The 22,093-nt window shown below is 58.5% G+C and carries 20 protein-coding genes; 2 read left to right on the top strand and 18 right to left on the bottom strand.

Translation table 11 applies throughout. From position 1 onward, the window contains the following. Positions 1 to 164 precede the first annotated feature (164 nt). Entirely contained in the window at positions 165 to 1,073 is a 909-nt protein-coding gene (locus tag AC0L7L_RS01035; protein ID WP_473511285.1) for a sugar ABC transporter substrate-binding protein, read from the bottom strand. Between the two features lie 248 nt (positions 1,074 to 1,321). Between AC0L7L_RS01035 and AC0L7L_RS01030 the strand changes: the two genes are divergently transcribed. Further along, complete coding sequence (locus AC0L7L_RS01030; RefSeq protein WP_473511283.1) at positions 1,322 to 2,065, top strand: FadR/GntR family transcriptional regulator; 744 nt, start codon at positions 1,322 to 1,324, stop codon at positions 2,063 to 2,065. A 393-nt stretch (positions 2,066 to 2,458) separates the two neighbouring features. Here the strand turns inward: AC0L7L_RS01030 and AC0L7L_RS01025 are convergent, their stop codons facing one another. The 7 genes from AC0L7L_RS01025 to AC0L7L_RS00995 all read right to left on the bottom strand — a co-directional run bounded on the left by AC0L7L_RS01025 (position 2,459) and on the right by AC0L7L_RS00995 (position 10,955). Then, positions 2,459 to 4,630 carry an alpha-glucuronidase family glycosyl hydrolase gene (locus AC0L7L_RS01025; RefSeq protein ID WP_473511281.1) on the bottom strand — a complete coding sequence of 724 codons (2,172 nt, stop codon included), beginning with the start codon at positions 4,628 to 4,630 and terminating at the stop codon, positions 2,459 to 2,461. 157 nt (positions 4,631 to 4,787) lie between these two features. Then, positions 4,788 to 6,443 (bottom strand): glycoside hydrolase family 43 protein, encoded by a 1,656-nt coding sequence (locus tag AC0L7L_RS01020; protein WP_473513713.1) that lies wholly within the window; start codon positions 6,441 to 6,443, stop codon positions 4,788 to 4,790. Between the two features lie 8 nt (positions 6,444 to 6,451). Further along, positions 6,452 to 7,528, bottom strand: coding sequence for an ABC transporter ATP-binding protein (locus AC0L7L_RS01015; protein ID WP_473511279.1), 1,077 nt, complete (start codon positions 7,526 to 7,528; stop codon positions 6,452 to 6,454). A 13-nt stretch (positions 7,529 to 7,541) separates the two neighbouring features. Continuing rightward, positions 7,542 to 8,624, bottom strand: coding sequence for a carbohydrate ABC transporter permease (locus AC0L7L_RS01010; protein WP_473511276.1), 1,083 nt, complete (start codon positions 8,622 to 8,624; stop codon positions 7,542 to 7,544). A gap of 2 nt (positions 8,625 to 8,626) precedes the next feature. Next, complete coding sequence (locus AC0L7L_RS01005) at positions 8,627 to 9,592, bottom strand: carbohydrate ABC transporter permease (protein ID WP_473513711.1); 966 nt, start codon at positions 9,590 to 9,592, stop codon at positions 8,627 to 8,629. Between the two features lie 99 nt (positions 9,593 to 9,691). Further along, positions 9,692 to 10,084, bottom strand: coding sequence for a hypothetical protein (locus tag AC0L7L_RS01000; protein WP_473511274.1), 393 nt, complete (start codon positions 10,082 to 10,084; stop codon positions 9,692 to 9,694). Beyond that, complete coding sequence (locus AC0L7L_RS00995) at positions 10,041 to 10,955, bottom strand: ABC transporter substrate-binding protein (protein ID WP_473511272.1); 915 nt, start codon at positions 10,953 to 10,955, stop codon at positions 10,041 to 10,043. The genes AC0L7L_RS01000 and AC0L7L_RS00995 overlap by 44 nt, the downstream gene beginning before the upstream one ends. A gap of 491 nt (positions 10,956 to 11,446) precedes the next feature. Between AC0L7L_RS00995 and AC0L7L_RS00990 the strand changes: the two genes are divergently transcribed. Further along, positions 11,447 to 12,139: a GntR family transcriptional regulator gene (locus AC0L7L_RS00990; protein WP_473511270.1), complete on the top strand. Its 693-nt coding sequence runs from the start codon at positions 11,447 to 11,449 to the stop codon at positions 12,137 to 12,139. Positions 12,140 to 12,432: 293 nt separating this feature from the next. Here AC0L7L_RS00990 and eutC read toward each other — a convergent pair whose 3' ends face one another. From eutC to AC0L7L_RS00940, 10 genes are all read right to left on the bottom strand, one after another. After that, entirely contained in the window at positions 12,433 to 13,203 is a 771-nt protein-coding gene (eutC, locus tag AC0L7L_RS00985) for an ethanolamine ammonia-lyase subunit EutC (RefSeq protein ID WP_473511268.1), read from the bottom strand. Then, positions 13,200 to 14,576 carry an ethanolamine ammonia-lyase subunit EutB gene (locus AC0L7L_RS00980; protein WP_272209775.1) on the bottom strand — a complete coding sequence of 459 codons (1,377 nt, stop codon included), beginning with the start codon at positions 14,574 to 14,576 and terminating at the stop codon, positions 13,200 to 13,202. The genes eutC and AC0L7L_RS00980 overlap by 4 nt, the downstream gene beginning before the upstream one ends. An 81-nt stretch (positions 14,577 to 14,657) precedes the next feature. Continuing rightward, on the bottom strand, positions 14,658 to 16,274 hold the full coding sequence (locus AC0L7L_RS00975; protein ID WP_272209774.1) for a GMC family oxidoreductase: 1,617 nt from the start codon (positions 16,272 to 16,274) through the stop codon (positions 14,658 to 14,660). Positions 16,275 to 16,278: 4 nt separating this feature from the next. Beyond that, on the bottom strand, positions 16,279 to 16,635 hold the full coding sequence (locus AC0L7L_RS00970; protein WP_272209773.1) for a cupin domain-containing protein: 357 nt from the start codon (positions 16,633 to 16,635) through the stop codon (positions 16,279 to 16,281). 16 nt (positions 16,636 to 16,651) lie between these two features. Beyond that, entirely contained in the window at positions 16,652 to 17,476 is an 825-nt protein-coding gene (locus AC0L7L_RS00965; RefSeq protein ID WP_473511264.1) for an ABC transporter permease, read from the bottom strand. Next, positions 17,476 to 18,369: an ABC transporter permease gene (locus AC0L7L_RS00960; protein ID WP_272209771.1), complete on the bottom strand. Its 894-nt coding sequence runs from the start codon at positions 18,367 to 18,369 to the stop codon at positions 17,476 to 17,478. The genes AC0L7L_RS00965 and AC0L7L_RS00960 overlap by 1 nt, the downstream gene beginning before the upstream one ends. A 1-nt stretch (position 18,370) precedes the next feature. Then, positions 18,371 to 19,459, bottom strand: coding sequence for an ABC transporter ATP-binding protein (locus AC0L7L_RS00955; RefSeq protein ID WP_272209770.1), 1,089 nt, complete (start codon positions 19,457 to 19,459; stop codon positions 18,371 to 18,373). Between the two features lie 113 nt (positions 19,460 to 19,572). After that, on the bottom strand, positions 19,573 to 20,337 hold the full coding sequence (locus AC0L7L_RS00950; RefSeq protein ID WP_473513709.1) for an extracellular solute-binding protein: 765 nt from the start codon (positions 20,335 to 20,337) through the stop codon (positions 19,573 to 19,575). Continuing rightward, a complete protein-coding gene (locus AC0L7L_RS00945) occupies positions 20,315 to 20,674 on the bottom strand; it encodes a hypothetical protein (RefSeq protein WP_473511261.1) in 360 nt (119 codons plus the stop codon). Before AC0L7L_RS00945 ends, AC0L7L_RS00950 begins: the two co-directional genes overlap by 23 nt. Beyond that, on the bottom strand, positions 20,662 to 22,008 hold the full coding sequence (locus AC0L7L_RS00940) for an NAD(P)/FAD-dependent oxidoreductase (protein WP_473511259.1): 1,347 nt from the start codon (positions 22,006 to 22,008) through the stop codon (positions 20,662 to 20,664). Before AC0L7L_RS00940 ends, AC0L7L_RS00945 begins: the two co-directional genes overlap by 13 nt. Positions 22,009 to 22,093: the final 85 nt, after the last annotated feature.

Raw genomic sequence — 22,093 nt, 5'->3', positions numbered from 1 at the left:
CCCCGGCCAGACTGTCCTGTTCCACTGTCATACTGCCTGATTCCAGTCGTTAGGTTGCGTTCGTAGTCTCACCGACGGACGCAGTCCGACGATGGTGTTCTTCGATCTTTCAGATGTTTGCCGGGCACCGGGCGACGGCGACAACCGCCGCCGCCTTGCTGCAATCAGCCGCCGAACTGCTTGAGCAGTGCGATCGCCTGTTCGTCCTGGCTCTTGAGAAGGGTAAGCGCCTCTTGCGCCTGTTCCGGCAGAACGGTGATGACCGGAACGCGGTAGACCAGGTTCGGCACATCTTCGCCGCGTGCAAGCTTGACCGCCAGTTCGCCGGTCTTGCGACCGATTTCGGGGAACGGGGAATCGCAGCTGAATGCAACCGGCACCTGCTTGGCGACCCAGGCCTCGAGGAACTGAATCGAGAGATAGTGGTTGAACAGCGGCACATCGCTTCTGTTCATCTGCTTCAGCGCCTGAGCGGCGCCGAGCGTGAACGGCCACCACCACGAGATAAAGCCCGCAAGCGACCCCGGTTCCGGATTTGCCTGCAGCAGCGACAGCATGTTCTTGCGACCGACGGAGATTTCGTCGGACGTGCCCTGCCCGCCATCGATGAACGGCAGCACCTTCATGCGCGGCTCGTAGCTGCACATCAGCTCGAACATGTCGACTTCCATGTCGAAGGGCGTGAAGTAGCCGCGCTGCTCGGCGGTCTGCGCGAAGGTGCCCTGGCGCTTGGTGTAGTTCTGAACGAAGTAGCCAAGCGTTGTCGCCGTGCCCCAGACATCGTCCATGACGGCCGGCGAATCCTTGACCGGAATGGTAAAGCCGACGGTCTTGATGCCGCGCTTGTGGGCTTCGTCCGCGATATAGGCGGTTTCGGATTCCTGGGAATAAATGCCCATGACCAGCGCGTCGATACCGCGGTCAAGCAGCGCCCGTTCGGCTGACTGCTCGCTGGCCTTGGTCGGCTCTCCGCGCACCGTCACCACCTCGCCGCCGGCATCGAGAACCGCCTTGACGATCTGCCAGCATCCGCGCCGCCAGGGTTGATTGAAGGGTCCGTAAGTCAGCGGCACACCGATCCGCACCTTCTTGCCCGGCTTGGGGGGCGTGATTTCCTCCCTTTTATCGCAACAGCCCAACCATCGATACCGAACTCCACCTCCAGAGCCGCATGGCTGCGATGCCATCATGTTCCGGTTACTAATGAACCATATAACATGGTTGCCTGACAAGTTAAATCTGGTATTCTCGTGATGATAATGTTGAGACTCCTTGTGGAAAGGGGTTCAACGCGTACAAGATTGATTCGAGGGAGATTGATATGGCTTATGACGACAGGGTGCGGCGCGGCCCCTCCCTTGTGGACTCGGTGTCGGCTCGGATTCGCGACGAAATCACATCAGGTGCGTACAAGAAGGGAGACAAGCTCCCGACCGAGCGCGACCTCTCGCAGAAATACGGAGTCAGCCGCCCGATCATCCGCGAGGCGATTGGCACGCTGAAGCGCGACGGTCTGGTGGCGACCCGACAGGGGCTTGGCGCATTCGTAGTCGAAACCCGCGAAGTCGCCTTCCGTCTGGCCAATTTCGACCTGAGCGACACAGACGATATCCGCAATGTCATCGAATTGCTGATGGCGGTGGAATCGGCAGCCACCGCGCTTGCCGCGGTGCGTCGCTCGCCGGAACAACTGGCCGCGATCGAACAGAAACTTCATGCGATCCAGACCGCATTCGACAATAATCAGGCCGGCATCGAAGAAGATTTGGCGTTTCACCGGGAAATCGTGGACGCCTGCGGCAACCCGCAATTCCGCGACATGTCGGACTTTCTGGAATCCCATGTGCGCAACTTCATCCGCAGCGCCCGCGCCAGTTCGCTGCGCAATGCGCTGTTATCCGAGGTACAGCGCGAGCATGTCGCGATATTCCAGGCGATCGCTTCGTCAGATCCGCAGGCGGCCCGCAAGGCCGCCGAGGATCACCTGCGGGGCGCAGCAAACCGGCTGGCCCTGCACCGCGGGAGCAACGAGCCGGTTGGCGAGGCTGTGTTCGAGAAACGATAGTTGGGTTCCGCCGGGGTTTGCCCCGCCTGTAAGCCGCGTTTTGAATATGTCTTCAATGCAGCCGCTGGTCAGTGTGTCGAGGCCGACTTTATCATGGGTGTCGATTTATCGTTGAAACAGGGACTCTCGTATTTCATTCTTTCCATGGCTTGCGCAACGTGTCGGTGACCTCGAAGATTGCACTGGTGCTCAACCTGCGTCCGGCTGTAAGCGTCATGGTAATCGTCTCGAATGGAGTTCTTCCAGCAATCAACGGCATACTTATTGCGACTGTGGCGTTTGGGCTGTTGCCAGGTGGCAAGCCCCCGCGCCAAGACACCCGCGACAACAAGTGACCAGAATGAACCGATGGGTTCTACGCGGGGGAAATGCGTGTGTTCTTCCGCCGGTCGCTTACGCCGGGTCCCCCGGCGCAAAGCAGAAGTGGATATCGCGATAGTGCTCCAGTGTATGCGCCGGTTGAGCGTGTCCTTTCGGCAGAGGTAGCCGGGAAATGGCGGAAAAATAGGCCAGACAGGCGTCGCGCCACCACTTCGCCTCGCGATGCTGGATCCCGAGAAAGGCACGGACCTGCTCGAAACGCTGGCCGTCTACCTGTGAACGCAACGTCTCCCAGGATGCGACCATTTGTGCGACACCATCCACGCCTTCATCGTAGCGCACTGCCAACCCTTCCCAGAGGGTCTTTCCGGACGCCAGCATGAAGTCCCATGGGACGTGGTGAAACCAGAGCAGATAGCGCTCGTCGAAGGCATGCGGGTCAGCAAAAAGGGCGGCGACCTCGGAGCTGTACTGGGCGACCGCATTGCTGCCGTCAGAAAGGCGGCTAAAGCCGATACCGTTTTCATCCGCGCGGTTATAATAGGTCGGGTTCCACTCCGGCCGATCCAGTTCGCTCACCCACGGCCCCGGCCCGTAATGGTGGCTGGTTGCCACCTGATGGTGAAGGCCATAAGGCATCATATAATTCACCAGCGTTTCGTGAGAGCCCATCATCATGTCTACGACGGTGCGAACGAAATCGTGGTCGCCGTCAAAGGTCATCCTGACCCAGTCTTCGGCGATGGCGGCGGCCGGTTCGTCCGGGTCCCATGCCATCCTGCCGAAGACATACCAGTTGGCCTGGTTGAACGTGCCGCCGGTCCAGTCGCGGTCAGTCCCAATATTGGCAACTGCGGCTATTCCCGTCACCGGCTGCGGGAAGACCTCACCTTTGATAATTCTGCTGACGGTCGAGCCCGCGCCACGCGCAAAGGTGTCGAATTTCAGCACTTCTTCGAAGACCGGACCAAGATAGGCCAGATGCGTAGCCTGGCCGAGATATTCCTTGGTGATCTGGAACTCCATGACCAGCGGGGTTTGTGTGATCTGGCCAAAAGCGGGCGAAACCGGTTCGCGCGGCTGAAAGTCGATCGGCCCGTTCTTGACCTGCAACAGCACATTGTTCCGGAAGGTGCCGTCGAGCGGTTTGAACTCGCTCAAAGCTTCCGTGGCGCGGTCGGTACCGGGGTCCGAGGCATAGACGAAGGCCCGCCAGATCAGGATACCGCCATGAGGGGCGAGCGCGTCCGCCAGCATGTTGGCGCCCTCAGCATGGCTGCGGCCATAGTCGCCTGGACCGGGCTGTCCTTCAGAATTGGCCTTTACCAGAAAGCCACCGAAATCGGGGATCAGGCGATAGATCTCGCTGACCTTTTCCTTCCACCAGCCCAGGACGGCCGGGTTTGCAGGATCCGACGTTTCAAGCGCCCCGAGGGCCGACGGCGAAGCGAAATTGACGGAGAGGAATACTTTTAGCCCATAAGGCCGGAAGATATCCGCAAGCTTTGCCGCCTTCTCCAGGTAGCGGCTTGTCAGGATTTCAGGCGCCGCATTCACATTGTTCAGCACCGTGCCGTTGATGCCGGCAGATGCGTTGGCGCGGGCATAATCGATGTAACGCCGGTTGACGTAATCGGGAAGCGTCCACCAGTCCCAGATGGTATATCCGGCATAGCCGCGCTCGACCGAACCGTCGAGATTGTCCCAGTGATTGAGGAGCCGCAGATCGAGCTTCGGCGCGGAACCAAGGTCGATCAGCGCCGGATCGCCTCCGGTCTGGATGTGACGCAGAAACGCGAAACAGCCATGCAGAACACCGATGTCCGTGTTTGCGGCAATGACCGTCACCTGCCGGCCCTCATGTGTGAGGCTGCGCACGCGGTAGCCTTCCCGGCCAAGGTCCGACAAAGCCAGATCCAGTTTTGCGACTGCGGGCAGTGTTTCGGGGGTGCCGACCAGGACGGAGCCATCCGGAAAGGCACTTTCGTTCGCGACCGGCACGCATTTGACCAGCATCGCGAAAAATGCCCGTTCCAGCTCTTCCCGCGCAACTGTCATCGTCGGGCTCGCACTGCCGAATACGAATGCACTGACGGCATTGTCCACAGCGCTCCGGCGGGGTTCTGTGAGCGGGCGGTAGCGAAGCCAGAGGTCGTAGCCATCTTCGTCGACAGCCGATGCGGCGCAGTGGTGGCCGGTTTGAGCAGCTTCCAGTTTGAGCAGGTGCGATAGCAAGGTGTTCATCGATTTATTACCGTCAGAACCGGATGACGTGGACCATCGATCGTCCATTTTCAGCGTCAACCGTATTTCAGGGAGCAAACCTCACCTGTCTTCGGCGCTTGGCGCCAAAGCCAGATTTGTCTGCGGGTTTCAAGCAAGCGTCGGGGCGAGGCAGCGCCTAACCCGGCATTTCGTAGTCGAACCATTCAAAATCGGCGGCGTGGCCCTGGCCGCTGATGTCGTAGGCGGCCATGCCAACGAAAGCTCCGGTGAAGTTGTTGCCCTCACCGACACCGGCTTCATCCGAAAGGATGGTCGCATCCAGCACGGGGCCGACCGTCTGCCATTCACCATCGGGAACCCGCCAGCTGAACTCAAGCGCTGCCGCATCGACCGTGGCTTGCAGCTCGACCGGTCCTTCCGGCAACCGAACGGGGTCACCAGAGAAGACGGAGTTGCCGAAGGGAAAGTCGCCGAGCGCGGACATGATGCGGAGCGCCCGGCTTCCGTCGTCTTCACGCGTGATGCTGAGGAAGTGATACTGGCACTGGTTGTACCAACACATCAGCCCGGCAAAACTCTGAAAATCGCGCGGTTCATAGTGCACAAGCGTGGCGGCGCGATAGCGGTGAGCCGTCTGCCGCCGTGCGAGAAGCGCCTGCTCGAACATTGTGCCGGGCGACTGCCGTCCGTAGATGCGAAGCTGGCCCGGACTGGCATCGAGCGAAAACAACCGCGCGGGCTCAGGGCTGCGCAACCACTGAAATGCCGGCGGCAGCGGACCGGGAGCGAAGGTCGTACGCACCGCTTCCTGCACGCAGGCAGCTGGCACAATGCCCTTGGGCCGCGGCGTATGAACGGAGGTTGGATGCTGTCCACCTTCCGCCAGATAGAGCCAACCGTCGTCCCGCCATTCCACCTTCTGGATTGCTGTCTCGCGACCAAGCGGCGAACGGCGTTCCAGCGCATCCGAACCCGGCAGATCGCGCCGTGTCTGCGCGTTTCCCGCTGTTCCGCTGACCGAAATCGGGCGGGAGCAGAGGTGAACCATATAGGTCTCGCCCGCCGCAGTCTCGACAATATCGGCATGGCCGCAACGCTGCAAAGGCGCCTCCGGTGCAAAGGCCGTGGTCAGGACATGCTTGTGCGGATGGACCTCATAGGGGCCGAGAAGATCGCGGGAGCGGGCCAGCGTCACGGCATGGTCGTACCCGGTTCCGCCTTCGGCCGTCATCAGGTAATACCAGCCGCAGCGGAAATAGAGGTGAGGCGCCTCCGTCAGCTTCCGGTCGGTTCCCTCGAAAATGTTGTGAACCGGGCCAACCAGTTTCTTTTCTGCGACACTGTATTCCTGAAGGACAATGCCCGCGAACTGGTCGCCATGACCTTCCTGGCGGTGGTCCCACAGCATGTTGACGAGATATTTCTTTCCGTCCGGCGCGTGAAACAGCGAGGGGTCGAAGCCGCTGGAATTCAGATAGACGCGGTCCGACCAGGGGCCGGAGATCGAAGGCGCGGTTGTCAGATAGTTGGGCGCATCCTTGAAACTGCCGGAAAGCCGTTTGACGTCCGTGTAGATCAGCCAGAACAGGCCATCGGCATAGGTCAGGCACGGCGCCCAGATGCCGCAGCTATCAGGATTACCGCGCATGTCGAGCAGATCGGCTCGCGCCAGCGGGCGGCTGACGAGCGTCCAGTTGGCCAGATCGCGCGAATGGTGGATCTGCACGCCGGGATACCATTCGAACGTCGAGGTGGCGATATAGTAGTCCTCGCCGACCCGGCAGATCGAAGGGTCCGGATTGAAGCCGGGCAGGATGGGATTGGTGATCATGTTTTCGGTCATCGGATCGCCTGCTCATCTGTGTCGAAGAGATGCCACGCGCCCTGCCTCGGCCGGACCACGAGCACGTCGCCGCGTTGTGTTTCGAACTGACCGGGCTTGTGCAACAAGACCTCCGTGCCGTCTTCCAGCCTTCCGTGCAGGTAGGTGTCACGACCGTGCTGCTCGGCGATGGAGACCGTGAACCGCCAACCGTCACCGTCGACAACCTCAAGGTCTTCCGGGCGAATGCCGAGACTGACCTCCTGGCTCTCTTTTACCGGTAATTGCGGAACGGCAAGCGTGATGTTGCCGAGCTTTGGGGACCCGAATGTGAGTTCACCGCCGCCAACGCGCGTGATCCGGCCTTTGAGGAAGTTCATTCGCGGAGAGCCAATGAAACCAGCGACGAATTTATTGTTCGGGTGATTGTAGAGTTCCAGCGGTGCGCCGACCTGTTCGATATTGCCCTTGCGCAGAACCACGATCTTGTCGGCCATGGTCATGGCTTCGATCTGGTCGTGGGTCACGTAGATCATGGTATTGCCGAGACGCTCATGAAGGGCGTTGATCTCGAAGCGCATGACCACACGCAGTTCGGCATCAAGGTTCGACAGCGGTTCGTCGAAAAGAAAGATCTTCGGCTCGCGCACAATCGAGCGGCCAATAGCCACGCGCTGCCGTTGCCCACCGGAAAGCTGGGTGGGCCGCCTGTTCAGCAGTTCATCGATCTGCAGCAGAGTCGAAGCCTCCTGGATGCGTTTTTCGATTTCCGCTTTGGGCATGCCGATATTTTCCAGCCCGAAGCTGAGGTTCTGCCGGACGGTCATATGCGGATAGAGCGCATAGGACTGGAAAACCATCGAAACGCCACGGTCGGCAGCCGGCGTGCGCACGACGCTTTTTTCATCAATCAGGATATCGCCGGAGGTCGCAGTCTCCAGACCGGCGATCATGCGCAGAAGGGTTGACTTTCCGCATCCGGATGGTCCGACGAAGACCACAAATTCTCCGTCTTCGATGTCAAGATTGACATTCGGAATGATCTCGACAGTGCCAAAAGTCTTGTTGAGGTTTCTGAGTTTGAGATTAGCCATCGGTGGTAGCCTTTTATTTAACGCCCGAGGAAGCGATCCCGGCGGTGATATAGCGCTGCAGGAAAAGGAAGGCGCAGGCCAGCGGAAGCGCCGTCAGGGTCGTCATCGCAAGCAGAAGATGCCAGATAATCCCGTTTTCGGTCTGGAAACCTGCAAGAGCGAGCTGCAACGTGTGAACTTCAGGACGGTTGAGAACAATCAGTGGAAGCAGGAAGTCGTTCCAGCGGCTCATCACTGAGAACACGGCCACGACGGCCAGTGCCGGAGTCGAGAGCGGAAGCACGATCCTCCAGTAGATCTGCCATTCCGAAGCATGGTCCATGCGGGCCGCCTCGAGAAGCTCGTCGGGAATGGTGAGCATATACTGGCGCAGCAGGAACACACCTGTCGGCGTGGCCACGGTCGGCAGGATGACCCCCCACAGATTGTTGACCAGCCCGAGTTCGGAGACGATCAGGTAGGTTGGGACGAGGATCACGGTGGGTGGCACCATCAGCGTTGCAATGATGGCGACAAGCGCCACGGTCGATCCGGTAAACTTGTATTTCGACAGCGCGAATGCGGCCATGGAGTTCATCACCAGCGTGATGAGCGTGGCGATCACGGTAATAAAGGCCGAGTTGTAGATATTCAGCCAGATATTGCCGCCGGAGGTTTCCAGCAATTCGCGATAGTTCTCGAAGGCAAGATGAAATTGCCGGACCGGTTCCGCCTGGTCGACACCAACGGTTACCCGACCAGCATCTGGATCGGCGGGATCGACCATCTGTGCCTTGATGCCGAGGCGCCTGATTTGCGCCATCTGCTTCACCGAGCCGTCTTCCTGGGTGACATTAAACAGCGGCAAGGGCTCATCAAAGCCTTCAACCTGCATCGTCTGCAGCGTCTGCGGCAGCAGTGTCGGTGGATACTCGGAAAGGTTTGCGGGCGCCTTGAACGACGAGATCAGCACCCACAGAACGGGCAAGAGCATGACCACGACACCAAGCATAAGATAGCCATAGGTGACGTAGTCGCTCCAGCTTGCCTTGATGCCACCCTGTTTTCGGGTCAGAAACGGAACGATACCGCGTCGATTTTGCGAAGAAGCGTACATGGTTATTTCCTGTCCCCCGAAATCTTCATCTGAATGAGGGTAAAGACGAGGAGAGCAGCGCCGAGAAGCAGTGAAGCGGCGGCAGCGAGGCCGTAATTGCGTGGCTGCGCGGCAAAGCCCGTTTCGTAAATGTACTGAACCAGAAGCATGGTCGCCGAGCCGGGACCGCCGCCTGTCAGCACGTAAATTTCATCGAAGGTCTGCACCGAACGGATAACGGCGAGAATGAAAACAACCAACAGCACGGGCTTGAGCATCGGAACGGTGATGCGCATGAAAACCCGCCATGGTGACGCCCTGTCCATCTTTGCGGCTTCATAGACATCCTGAGGGATCGACTGCAGGCCGGCCAGCAAAATGATCATGAAGAAACCAGAATGCGCCCAGACGGTAACGAAGATCGTCCAGAAAAAGGCCCAGTTCGGATCGGCGAGCCAAGTGTAGCGCTCGAGGCCGAAAATACCGAGAAACCCGTTCAGAATGCCGTTTCGCTGCAATATCCATTGCCAGGTCAGCGCCACGACGACCGGCGAAAGCATGACCGGGAAAAAGAAAACGCCACGAAAAAATCCGCGCGCCTTGATCTTCCCGTTGAGAGCTACCGCAGTAATCAGCGCCACGCCCATCATAAACATGACCTGCAACGGCACGAACATGATGAGATTGCCGAGTGCGCGCCAGAACAGATCGCGCGAGCAGCTGGCGGGGTCTAGATAGTTTTGGCACGCCAGAAGCGTGGAATAATTCGAGGTGCCGACAAAGGGGCGTTCATTCAGGAAAAGATTATCGCTGCCGGTCACCGAGTAATAGATATTGATGAAGACCGGAAGCAGGGAGAAGAAGATCACGCTCGCCATGTTCGGCGCCAGGAACGCCCATGGCAGCCGTTTGACGCCGATCGTTTTCTGAAGCCATTTCCACAACGGATTGAGAGCACGGGCCGGTAGCGAAGCCACCGTGCCAAGCATGGTTGAGATCGTTCCACTTGTCACGATGTCACCTTCAGGAGTTGTCGCCTTCGGCCGTGGCGGCGAAAGACCGCCACGGCGTCTGGACCATTATTGTGATTAGTTCTGGGCCGCGGAAATCGCCAGCCGGACATCTTGGTCGATGCGTTCAAGCGCCGTGTCAACGTCCATTTCGTGGTTGATCACCTGGCTGATGCGCGTGGTCATCGAATTCATCATCGCACGCTGGAAAGGCCATCCCTGGAAACGGTATGCAGCAGGCGCCATTTTTGGAATCTGGTTGATGAAAGTGTCCAGCGCGGTCTGCACCTTGTCGGAGACGCCGGGATATTCCATGCCGGATTCGATCATCGACTGAGCCGTGGGAATATTGACGGCCCCCGAGATCATCGTCCGCAGATTTTCGTCACGTGCGGCAAAATCGAGGAACTTACCGACCAGTTCGGGTTCATCCGTATGTTTGAAGCCGGCCAGCGCTCCGCCACCGGGCATCGCCGAGCAGGCGGCAACGCCGCATGGCGAGATCGATGACTTTCCAGTCGAAAAAGTCGCCGACCTCTTCATCCAGGCGGCGAAGTTGCCATGAGCCACCATAGTAGAGAACCGTTGTGGCATTGACGAAGTCGGTGAAGTTGTCGCGCATGGTTGCGCCGCCGACGGCGCCCCAGAGATCAAGCGGCATCGTGTCGTCACGGTGCCATTCGACGAACTGCTCAATGGCATTGCGCAACCCATCGTCGATGACCGGCATGCCTTCTTCATCAACAAGCTCGGCGCCATAGGAAATGGCCATGGCAGCAAACCGGTGGCCGGAGCGATCCATCTCGAACGGAAAATCAGTATTGGTTGCTTTGGCAACGGCATGGGCAGCAGCGCCCCATTCTGCCCAGGTTGCGCCGTCAGCAGGCAGGTCGATACCAGCCTGTTCGAACAGCGTCTTGTTGACGAAACCGCCGGTGATGGTGATCGAATCCGGCAGGCCGTAGATGCCATTCGGATCGGAGCCCTTACCGCGCATCCAGTCAAGTACCATACCAAATTGCTTTTCAAAGTAGGCCTGATCAACATAGGGCGTGAGGTCAAGATAATATTTGGACAACCCGCCAAGATCCGTCACCACCGAAATGTCAGGGCCTCCGCCAGAGGCCAGCTGCACCGGAAGGCTCTCGGCGACAGACTGATAGCTGACGACCTCAAGATTGACCCTTGTCCCTGGGTTTTCTGCCTCAAAGGCGTCGATAACGGGCTGAAGATAGTTATCCAGCGTCTGAACCGTGATTTCCTGGGCCTGAGCACCCGCGGCAAGGGAAATAGATGCTGCCGCTAGAGTGAGGGCAGCGAAGCGTCGTGTAAGGCAATTCATGTCAAACCTCCCGAATGTGGTAGAACGTCCATGCGATTAAGCATTCCATAACTACCATACCATTATTGTGTGTCAATACTCCTACGATGCCATGCGAAACTCTCACATCAGCCACATGGACGAGCATACAGGGCTTGATATCCAACGCTCGTGGGCAGTCTCAAAAGCGGAGGCTCAGGTGTTGCGGAAATGCACGATTTGATGAAATCCTTATATATTAAGGGACCAAGGGCCAAAATGTTGGCGGAATTGGCCGTCGCAATTCCTTGTGGCACGGAGCGCGAAGCGGAATAGCCGCTTCTCAACGTAGCGCACCTCGCATCAGGAAAGCTTGCTTCGATGTAGCTACCCCAGTCGCCAAAATGAGAGAAAGTACGCATATTCGCGTTGAATTCCGGTGCTTTTCTGCTTTTTGGTATGGTATTTACGGAAATCAAAATGGTATGGTTGACAATCGTCGCATTTTTTGTGCGCCGCAGCTGGAGAAGAATATGACGGAAGCGAGTCTTGAGTTTCTGGGTCCGGTCGATTTTACCAAGGCTATCGCCCCCCAGGTGCACAGAAAGCTGCGCAATGCGATTATCCGCAACTTTCTTGTGCCCGGTCGCCGGGTCTCGGAGGCAGGCGTTGCCGAGGCCTTGAAGGTATCGCGCCAGCCGGTGCGCGAGACCTTCATCCTGCTTGCCGAGCAAGGCATGCTTGACATCCGTCCCAAAAGCGGCAGCAGCGTCCCGCAGATTTCAATCTCGAAGGTGCTTCAGATCCAGGCCGTTCGCGAAGCCATTGAGGCCGATGTTGCGCGCGCGGCCGCGCGGCTGATGACCAAGCCTCAGATCGACGAGCTTTATCGTCAGCTCGAACATCAAAACGATGAGCAGGCGCGACAGACTTCTGACTTCATGGAGCTGGATGACCTTTTTCACAAGACGCTGGCCCAGGGTGCAGGCCTGCCCTTTGCCTGGAATGTTATAGAAATGCAGAAAGCGCAACTCGACCGTGTTCGCTTCCTGGCCTTGAGCAAGGAACCATCCAAAGGCACGCCGGCGCAACATTTTGCCATTGTGGAAGCGATTGCCGCCCATAACCCCGAACGGGCGGAAATGGAGATGCGCGCGCATTTGCGTGACGTTCTGCGCGACCTCCCCGTGATCGCCCGCAAGAACAGCGACTACTTCAAGGATTAGGCGCAGGATCGAGCGCCGAGCGGCACCTATGTCGACTTCCGATCGCAAGCGATGAGCATAAACGGCGGAGTAAGAAGTCGGACGCGGTAAAATAGTCCGATCACGGGCGGCGTAAAACCCCGCCGCCTATTTTCGTTCCGCGGTGTGCGCAAGAGCCTGATTGCGCTGAAAATTCTCGGTCCGAATCAACGCCAACGGACACTCCGGGCGTTGGAGCAAATCAGGTTTTTATCCCGCATTGAATGACAGCCACAGTCAAAGCGGAACAATGAGACCTTGAGGAACGCGACTGATCAGCGCTCTGAAAAGAGCGCACCTCCCGCGTCCTTGAGGTTGACGCCTGTGAGGCCGCGACGCAGGGCCTCGCGGGTCAGCCAGAAGGCTTTCTCGGCGGCCAATGGTGGTTTTAGCCCGCCGTCGCGGATGTTGGAGATACAGTTGCGCTCCGCATCGGAACGGCCAACCTTCGGCCCGAAGGTGAGATAGGCGCCCAGACTGTCAACAGACGACAAGCCCGGTCGCTCGCCAATCGCCATGATCACCATCCGCGCCTTCAAGAGCGCGCCAACCTCATCGCCCAGCGCAACACGGCCGTTTTCAACGATCGTGACCGGTGCAAGCGTGAGATTGATCTTTCGCAACATCGGCACAAGATAACTGACAAAGTCGACTGAATTCTCGGCCACCGCAGTGGTCGACAGACCGTCGGCAATGATGATCGCTACGTCGGACGGCGCGGCATCAAGCGCGGAAATGGCCTCCGCCGAGGCTGATGACAGGCGGCGGCCGTAATCGGGCCGCGCCAGATAGGTGGTGCGGTCAGGCACACGGCTTTTGGCGCGGACAGTGGCGAGGCCAAGCGCCCATAGCCCTTGTTCGACCGGTTCAGGCTCAAAAGGTGTGTGGACGGCATCGCGGGCGCGCGCATGGGCAAGCGCGAAGGACAGCACCTCTTCCGTTGGCAGAGATGCGCCCGCCCGACCAATCGCAATGCGGGCATCGGTGAAACGCTTCAGACTTTCCCAGGGATCGTGCATTCGCCTGGTCGTGCGATCAGCGCTCATGAGGCAATCCTCAATAGGCTTTGCGCGTCATCCTGCGGCAAAAGATGGCCAGCCCTGTCTGCAACGCGCACTTTTTCCAGCCACGCCTCGAATTCCGGTGCCCGCTTCAGCCCGAGCACTTCGCGCAGGTAAAGCTGATCGTGGAATGATGTCGACTGATAATTCAGCATCACATCGTCAGAGCCTGGAATCCCCATGATGAAATTGACACCGGCCGCCCCCAGGAGCGTCATCAGCGTGTCCATATCATCCTGATCAGCCTCCGCGTGGTTGGTGTAGCAGATGTCGCAACCCATCGGCATGCCCATCAGCTTTCCGCAGAAATGATCCTCAAGCCCGGCACGGATGATCTGCTTGCCATCATAAAGATATTCCGGTCCGATGAAGCCGACCACGGTGTTGACGAGGAGCGGGGCGTAGGCCCGCGCGACGCCATAAGCGCGCGCTTCGAGCGTCTGCTGATCGCAACCGAAATAGGCGTCCGCCGACAGTGCAGAGCCCTGGCCGGTTTCGAAATACATGACATTCTCGCCAACCGTACCGCGTTTAAGCGCCAGCCCGGCCTCATAGCCTTCTCGCAGCATTTCAAGCGATATGCCGAAGGAGGTGTTGGCCTTTTGCGTACCGGCGATCGACTGAAAGACGAGATCGACCGGCAGCCCGCGATTGGCCATTTCTATCGATGTCGTGACATGGGTGAGTACGCAGGATTGCGTCGGGATTTCGTAACGGGCGATGATCTCGGCAAGCATTTCGACCAGGTCGGACAGCACCGCGACATTGTCTGAGGCCGGATTGATGCCGATCACCGCATCGCCGCAGCCATAGAGCAGACCGTCGACAATCGAGGCGGCAATGCCCATGCGATCGTCAGAGGGGTGGTTGGGCTGTAACCGCACGGCCATGCGACCCTCAAGGCCGATCGTATTTCGGAACCGTGTCACCACCCGGCATTTCTTCGCCGCCAGAATAAGATCCTGATTGCGCATCAGCTTGGAGACGGCGGCTGCCATTTCCGGCGTGATGCCGGGCGCGATCCGGGAAAGCGTGGCGCTGTCGGTTTTCTCCGAAAGCAGATAGTCGCGGAAGTCGCCGACGGTCAGATGGGCAATTTCAGAGAAGGCTTCGCGATCATGGCTGTCGATGATCAGGCGCGTGACCTCGTCATCCTCGTAAGGGATCAGCACTTCTGAAAGAAACGTCTTCAGCGGCACCTCGGCAAGACACATGCGGGCGGCAACGCTTTCCTCAGCCGTCTGCGCCGCAACACCGGCCAGAACATCACCGGATCGAAGCGGCGTCGCCTTTGCCATCAGCGTCTTCATATCCGGAAAGCGCCAAAGCGTGCTTCCGGCATTGATATGATATTTCATAGCCCGTTTCCCGGTTGCTGGGCTCTGATCATTCCTCCCGTATTCACATGAGCCGATACAGATTTTGGCAGTCTGGATATTTCACCGATGCTCGGCAAGAACAAGGTCTGCAGCCTTCTCTGCGACCATGATTGTCGGCGCATTGGTATTGCCGGATGTCAGCGTCGGAAAGATCGACGCGTCGACGACCCTGAGCGCATCTGTTCCGTAAACCTTCAGTGCGGCATCGACAACATCCATTTCAGGGTCTGGCCCCATGCGGCAGGTGCTGACCGGATGAAACACCGTGCCGGCGCGTTTGCGTGCATCCTCAAGCAACGCTTCGTCCGAGCGCCTGTCCGATCCTGGCTCGACCTCCGCCTTGATGATTGCGGCGAGCGACGGCGCTTCGGCAAGCCTGCGTAAAAGGCGAGAGGCGGCGATCATTTCCTGCCGGTCAAACTCGGTCGAAAGATAGTTCGGGTGGATGAGCGGGGTCGCGGCCGGATCGGTACTCCTGATCTCCAGATATCCACGACTTGTCGGCCGTGTCGGCTGCGCGCCGAGCAGGAAACCGGAAAACGGGTCTGGCTTCATCAACGGTCGTTCGCCAGGTGGAGCCTTCGAGTAACTCATCGGCGAGAAGAAAAGCTGCATGTTCGGCGCATCTAGATCCGGTCGCGAGCGGACGAAGCCGCCCGCATGGTTGATGCCAAGCGACAAGGGGCCGGTCCGCGTTAGAAGATATTGCAAGCCGAAGCGCAGGCGCCCCGTCAGCGGCGACAGTTGGTCATTCAGTGTCGGCACCTTTGCGGTAAACAGGTAATCGATGCAGAGATGATCCTGCAGATGCCGTCCAACACCTTCGCGCGCGCTCACGACTGGAATGCCATGGCGCTGAAGCAACGCACCAGAACCGATGCCTGAAAGCTGCAACAGCAGCGGCGAATTAATCGCACCGGCCGAAACGATGACCTCCCGGCGCGCCCTCGCCTCGCGCGCGACGCCATTTCGCCGATAGCGGACGCCAACCGCCCTGTTGCCGTCAAACAGGATCTTCTCGGTCAGAGCATGGGTCTCGACCTTCAGGTTCTCACGTTTCCGCGCCGGCCGCAGATAGGCCCGTGCCGCCGACATCCGCATGCCACCCTTGGTGGTGATCTGGTAAATGCCAACCCCGTCCAGAGAAGGACCGTTGAAGTCGTCATTTTCGACAAAGCCCGCTTCCGCACCAGCCCTGATGAAATCCCTGCAGATCGGGTGGCTATCCCTGTTCTTGCTTTCAATCGTCAGCGGTCCATCACCGCCGCGCATCTCGCTTGCACCGCGATCATTGCTTTCAAGCTTCCTGAAATAGGGCAGAACATCATCAAAGCCCCAGCCGGTATTGCCCATCGCCGCCCAGCCATCAAAATCCGAGCGATGGCCGCGAACAAAGATCATCGCATTGATGGCGCTCGAGCCGCCGAGCGCCTTGCCCCGCGGCCAGTATGACGGCCTGCCGCCAAGCCCATCATCGGGCTCGGTCATATACATCCAGTTGTAGCGCTTGTCATAAAACGCCTTGCCATAACCGATCGGCATCATCAGCCAGAATGAACGATCCGAGCCGCCGGCCTCCAGAAGCAAAACCGAATAGCGGCCGTTTTCCGAAAGCCGGTTGGCCAGCACGGAGCCGGCTGATCCGGCACCGACGACGATGAAGTCGAACTCCGCCATGGGGTCAGCGCGCCTCGATGACAAAGAGTTTGCGGACATGCTCATGGATTTCCCACTCGCCCGTCCAGCCCTGCGGCAGAACCAGAAGATCGCCGGCAGAAACCGTCCGTTCCCCGCTTCCGTCAGCGTTCTTGACCGAGGCACGGCCCCAAATGATATGGCAATACTCACCCGCATTGGTGCGGTCTGCCGTAAAGCGGCCGGGCGTGCATTCCCAAACACCGATCTTGGTGGAACCGTCGGGCGAAGACCACAGCATGGCAGACGCTTCTTCCTGACCGTCGCTCAGGGTTGTCGGTTTGGGTTTGAACGGGCCCAGCGTTACGTCGCCGAGCGCCGCAAAGGCTTCGAGACTTGTCATGTCATACTCCTCACACTTACTCGGTTTTGTTCTTGCCGCCAAAGACCAGCGCCAGCACCATCATCAGCGTCGTAATCAGGATCATGATCGTCGAAATGGAGGCGATGGTCGGGTCTATCTGATCTCTCAGAGCATTGAACATATTGCGGGTCAGAGTCGGATTTTCGCCGCCGGAGATGAACATCGCCACCACCACTTCATCGAACGAGGTGAGGAAGGAAAGCAACGCCGCCGTGACCACGGCAAAGCGGATCTGCGGCAATGTAACCGTCAGAAAGGCCTTCCATCGCGGCGCGCCAAGCGAGCGTGCCGCATTTTCCTGCGCCATATCGAAGGTCTTGAACCCCGACCCGACGACGATCACCACAAGCGGCAAAGCAAGAACTGTATGAGCCAGAACCAGACCGGTGACCGTGTAGAGGATATTCAGTTTGACGTAGACATAGAAGGCGCCGACAGCCACCAGAACCAGCGGCACCATCATCGGCGTGATCAGCAGCACGAAGGCAAGCCGGACGATCGGTATTTTTGCGGTGTGCAGGGCGTAGGCCGCGAGCACGCCGACCGGCGTTGCCACCACCATGGTCAATATCGCGACCTTGATCGAGGTTCGGGTTGCCAGCATCCACTCATCGGACCCGAAATAATGTTCATACCATCGAAATGACCAGTTCTGCGGCGGAAACTCCAGATATTGACTGTCGGAGAACGACATCGGAATGACGATCAGGGTCGGCACGACGAGGAACAGGATGATCAGCGTTGCCAGCGCATAAAGCCAGAGCCGGCCGCCATGGGTGATCTGCGTCTCGGTTGCGGGGGATTTAAGCCAATTCAGCATCAGTGCCCGCCTCCTGCGATCCGGTCGAGGTTGAGGAATTTCGAGGCAATCCAGAGAATGATCATGGTCATGATCAGCAGCACGACGCCAAGTGCGCTCGCAGCTCCCCAGTTTACGAACATCTCGATATTGGAGACGATCTTCATCGATACCATGATGACCTTGCCACCGCCGAGAACAGCAGGCGTGACGTAGAAGCCGAGGCAAAGGATGAAAACCATCAGCGCTCCGGCAAACAGGCCGGGAATGGTGAGCGGAAAGAATACCGTCCAGAATGCATGTTTCGGCGATGCCCCCAGATTGGATGCGGCCTTCATCAGGTCGCGATCGATCGATTTCATCGCGCCATAGGTGGGTAGGATGAGGAAGGGCAGCATGATGTGCACCATGCCGATCAGCGTGCCGTTCAGGTCATGCACCATCTTGATCGGCTCATCCCAAAACCCGAGCGCAATGGCCCATTGGTTGATCAGCCCCTGCTTCTGCAACAGAACCAGCCAGGCGTAGGTACGCACAAGCAGCGAGGTCCAGAACGGCAGCAGCACGGCAATCATGAAAACACTGGCAAGGCGGTTGGGCAACTGCGCCAGGAAATAGGCCATCGGATAGCCGATCAGGATCGTCAGGGCGGTCGTCAGAACGCTGACCTCGAAGGTCATCTCGAAAATGCGGCGATAGGATTTTCGGTCGATCATCCGGGTGTAGTTCTCAAGCGAGAACGTGCCGTCTGCGCCGAGGAAGGAGAGATAGAAAAGCCAGCCGACCGGGATCACAAGCACCACAAAAACGATCAGTAGCGCTGGCGCGCTGAGACCGAAAAGTTTCAGCTTTTCAACCCGCTCATCGTGCCTCAGGCCGGCAGCATTGGTCTCGTTTGCGAGGGATGCGGCCATATCAATCCTCGCTTCCGTCAATGACGACGGCATCGTCAGGCTCGAGATTGAGCATCACCTGATCGCCAACGGACGGCATAACGGAAAGATTGGCACCGCGCACAGCACCGCGCATGGTGATCAACGTTCCATCCGCCAGTTCGGATTGCAGAAGATAGCTGTCACCCTGATAGACCACTTCACGCGCCACTGCCGAAAAGCGATTGCTGCTTTCGCCGTTGTTGTCGCGGGCCAGCGTGATGCGCTCCGGGCGGATCATCAGCTGCAGGTCTTTGGCATCCGGCACGGAACCGGCGATTTTCAGCGGCATATCGCCAAAGGCAACGCCTTTGCCCTGACGATGGACCGGAAGAAATGTTGAATCGCCGATAAAGTCGGCAACGAAGCGGTTGGCGGGCTGCTCGTAGAGATCGCGCGGTGCGGCCAGTTGCATGATCCGGCCATGGTTCACAACGGCAATACGGTCGGACATGGTCAGCGCCTCGCGCTGGTCATGGGTCACGTAAACCGTGGTCATGCCGAGCTTTTCGTGCAGATGGCGAAGCTCGATCTGCATCTGGTCGCGCAGCTTCTTGTCGAGAGCCGACAGCGGCTCGTCCATCAGCAGAATGCGCGGCTCAAAGACGATTGAACGCGCAAGCGCAACGCGCTGACGCTGACCACCGGAAAGCTGGGTGATGCGGCGATCACCATAACCGACGAGTTGGACTGTTTCCAGCGCATTTTCGACACGCTCGGCAATCTCCGCCTTGGGCACTTTTCTCAGTTTGAGCGGATAGGAAACATTGCCCGCCACCGTCATATGCGGAAACAGCGCATAGTTTTGAAACGTCATGCCGACATCGCGCAAGTGCGGCGCAAGGCGTATCACTTCGCGGTCGCCGAATTTCAGGCTGCCGCTGTCAGGCCGGGTAAAACCCGCCAGAACCATCAGAAGTGTCGTCTTGCCCGAGCCGGACGGGCCGAGCAGGGTGAGAAATTCACCGCTTTTGACCTCCAGCGAGACGTCGTTGAGCGCATGAACTTTCCCGTAGGTCTTGGTAACGTGGCTGACACTAATAGGCAGCGCTTCAATATTTCGAGCCGTCAAGGCCGTCCCTCCCTAAGGAGCTTGAATGATTGGATGTGCAGGAGTGCCGGGCGACGGTGCGCAGCCCCGACAGGCTAAGCACCGTCGACCAACATTTAAGATCAGTCAGACGCCTATTCGGTGATCATTTCCTGATACATTTCATTCGCCGTCGTTTCCCACTTGATGTACCACTCAAGAGAGATCGGAAGCTGCATAGCTGCATTTTCCGGAGATGAGGGAAGCATGGCTGCAACCTCCGGCGAAATCTCGCCCGTTTCATAGGCCAACATATTGGTGGGGCCGTAGGGGATGTATTTCGGCAGGTCGTCCTGATATTCCGGCTTGGAAATTTCCGCCAGGAACTTCATCGCCAGATCCTTGTGCGGCGCGCCCTTCGGAATGGCGAAGCAGTCAACATCGGCCAGGCCCTGATTGAAGCTGTAGGCGACCTTGCCGCCATCTCTGGCGGCGGTGTCAAAACGACCGTTCCAGCCTGTGGACATATCAACTTCGCCATCCTTCATCAGCTGCGCCTGCTGAGCGCCGGAAGACCAGAAAACCTCGATATGCGGCTTCAACTCGCGGACCTTTTCGATGGCGCGCTCGATGCCTTCTTCGGAATCGAGAACGCTGTAGACATCCTCCAGTGCAACGCCGTCGGCCATCAAGGCCGGCTCCAGCGCGCCGGCAACGCTGTTGCCCCGATAGGCGCGGCTGCCCGGAAACTTTTCAGTGTCCCAGAAATCAGCCCAGCTGTTGGGGCCATCTTCGCCATAGGTGTCGGTGTTCCAGGCATAGGTGGTGGAAAACACGTCGCTGCCGACGCAGTATTCGGAATAGGTGCCTTCAAGGAAATTCGAAACATCGACGACATCATAATCGATCGGTTCCAACAGGCCTTCCGCACCAGCGCGCGCAGCCAGATCCGGTGCCGCTTGCCACCAGATCGAAGGTGACCTGCCCGGTCTGAACCTGCAAACGGACGTCTGACATGCCGCTATAGGTTTCCTGCGTCAGATCAATGCCCATTGCCTCGGCAGCAGGCTCAAAAAGCGCCTTGCTTTCGGCGTCTTGAAACGAACCGCCCCATGAGGCAACCGTCAGTTCATTCTCCTGCGCCATCGCCGTCGAGGCGAGCAGCGTTGCTGCCAGTATCAAAGTCAATCTGCTGTTCATTTTTCCCTCTTTCTCTGTTTTTAGAGCCTTCAATAATCGTATGCTCAGGTCCGCCATCTCCAATGCATTCCGGTCTCAATGCCACTAGACGTGTGGCCTCCCCCGGCCCATGGGTGCTTGTCGACAAAGCGGTACCAGGTCACTGCGGCGGGCAGGAACCAGGGTTTGCCGAAATAGAATGGCCGCGTCGGGTGATTCAGATCGTCAAAAGCTGTCCGCCCTTCCGGCGAACCCAGAATTTTGAGGCCCGCCTTCATGCCAAGATAGCTCGCCATCGACACGCCGGAACCGCAATAACCGAGTGCATAGTGAACGCCGTCATGACAGCCCGTATGGGCCAGCTCATCGAATGAGTAGGCGACGAACCCGCTCCAGGAATGGGTGATCGCAGCGCTCGCAAGCTCCGGAAAGATGCGGATCATCGCTTCGCGAAGCCTTGGGCCACTGACCGCCGGATCCATCTCGGACGCCGACACACGGCCGCCGAACAGAATGCGCTTCCGATCAGGGCTGGCGCGATAATAGTAGAGCACCTTGCAGGTATCGCTGGCGATCCGCCCGGTCGGGAACAGCCGGTCAACCACACCTTCAGGCAGTTCCTCGGTCGCTATCATATAGCTGCCGATCGGGATGACCCGTCGCTGCAGCCACGGCGTTGCCCCGGTCGTGTAGCCATTGGTCGCCACCAGAACATTGCGCGCCGAAACCGGTCCCTTTTCGCTCCGGACTTCGAAGCCAGACCCCTTCCGCTCAATACCAGAAACCCTGCAGCTGCCGACAATTTCGACACCGGCCTCAAGCGCCCGTTGCATCAGGGCACGGTGGTATTTGGCCGGCTGAAGCGCGCAATGCTTCGTATAGACCACACCGCCGTGATAGGCGTCGCTGCCAAGCTCCTTGTGCTGTTCTGCGCGCGGCACGGCAAAGGTTTCGATGCCCTCGTCACGCTTCAGCTTTTCCGCTTCGCGCACCAACTCCTCATAGTGCTTGGGCGTATGAGCAGCATGAAATCGACCCTTGCGCTCAAAATCGCAGTCGAAACCTTCATCCGCAATGAACCGGCCGAACCAGTCCAGAGCACCAGCTCCGGCTTCGCGAATGGCGCGTGCCTTCTCTTCCCCGAACTTCGCCGTCAGCGTCGCCAGTGACGGCTTTACGCCTGTGCTGATTTGCCCACCATTGCGCGTCGAGCAACCGAAACCCGGCTCTTCGGCATCAAGCACCAGAACAGACCGGCCGCCACGCGCAGCAACCAGCGCGGCGTTCAGCCCGGTATAACCGGAGCCGACAATAACCAGATCCGCCTGTTTCGGCGGCTCTGGCAGAGTGTCCGGCGCAGGCCCCAGACCCATGTGCCAATACGGTGTTGTGCTTGATTGCGCGGAGCGCATGCGTCTTTCCTATGTTAAGCGACCTGACAGTCTGATGGCCGGACAGCCAATGGCTTTGATCTTCGTTAGGAAAATCGTATGAGAG

The sequence above is a fragment of the Martelella sp. K41-7 genome (assembly GCF_055808365.1).
This window is presented reverse-complemented; position numbering and strand designations above follow the sequence as displayed.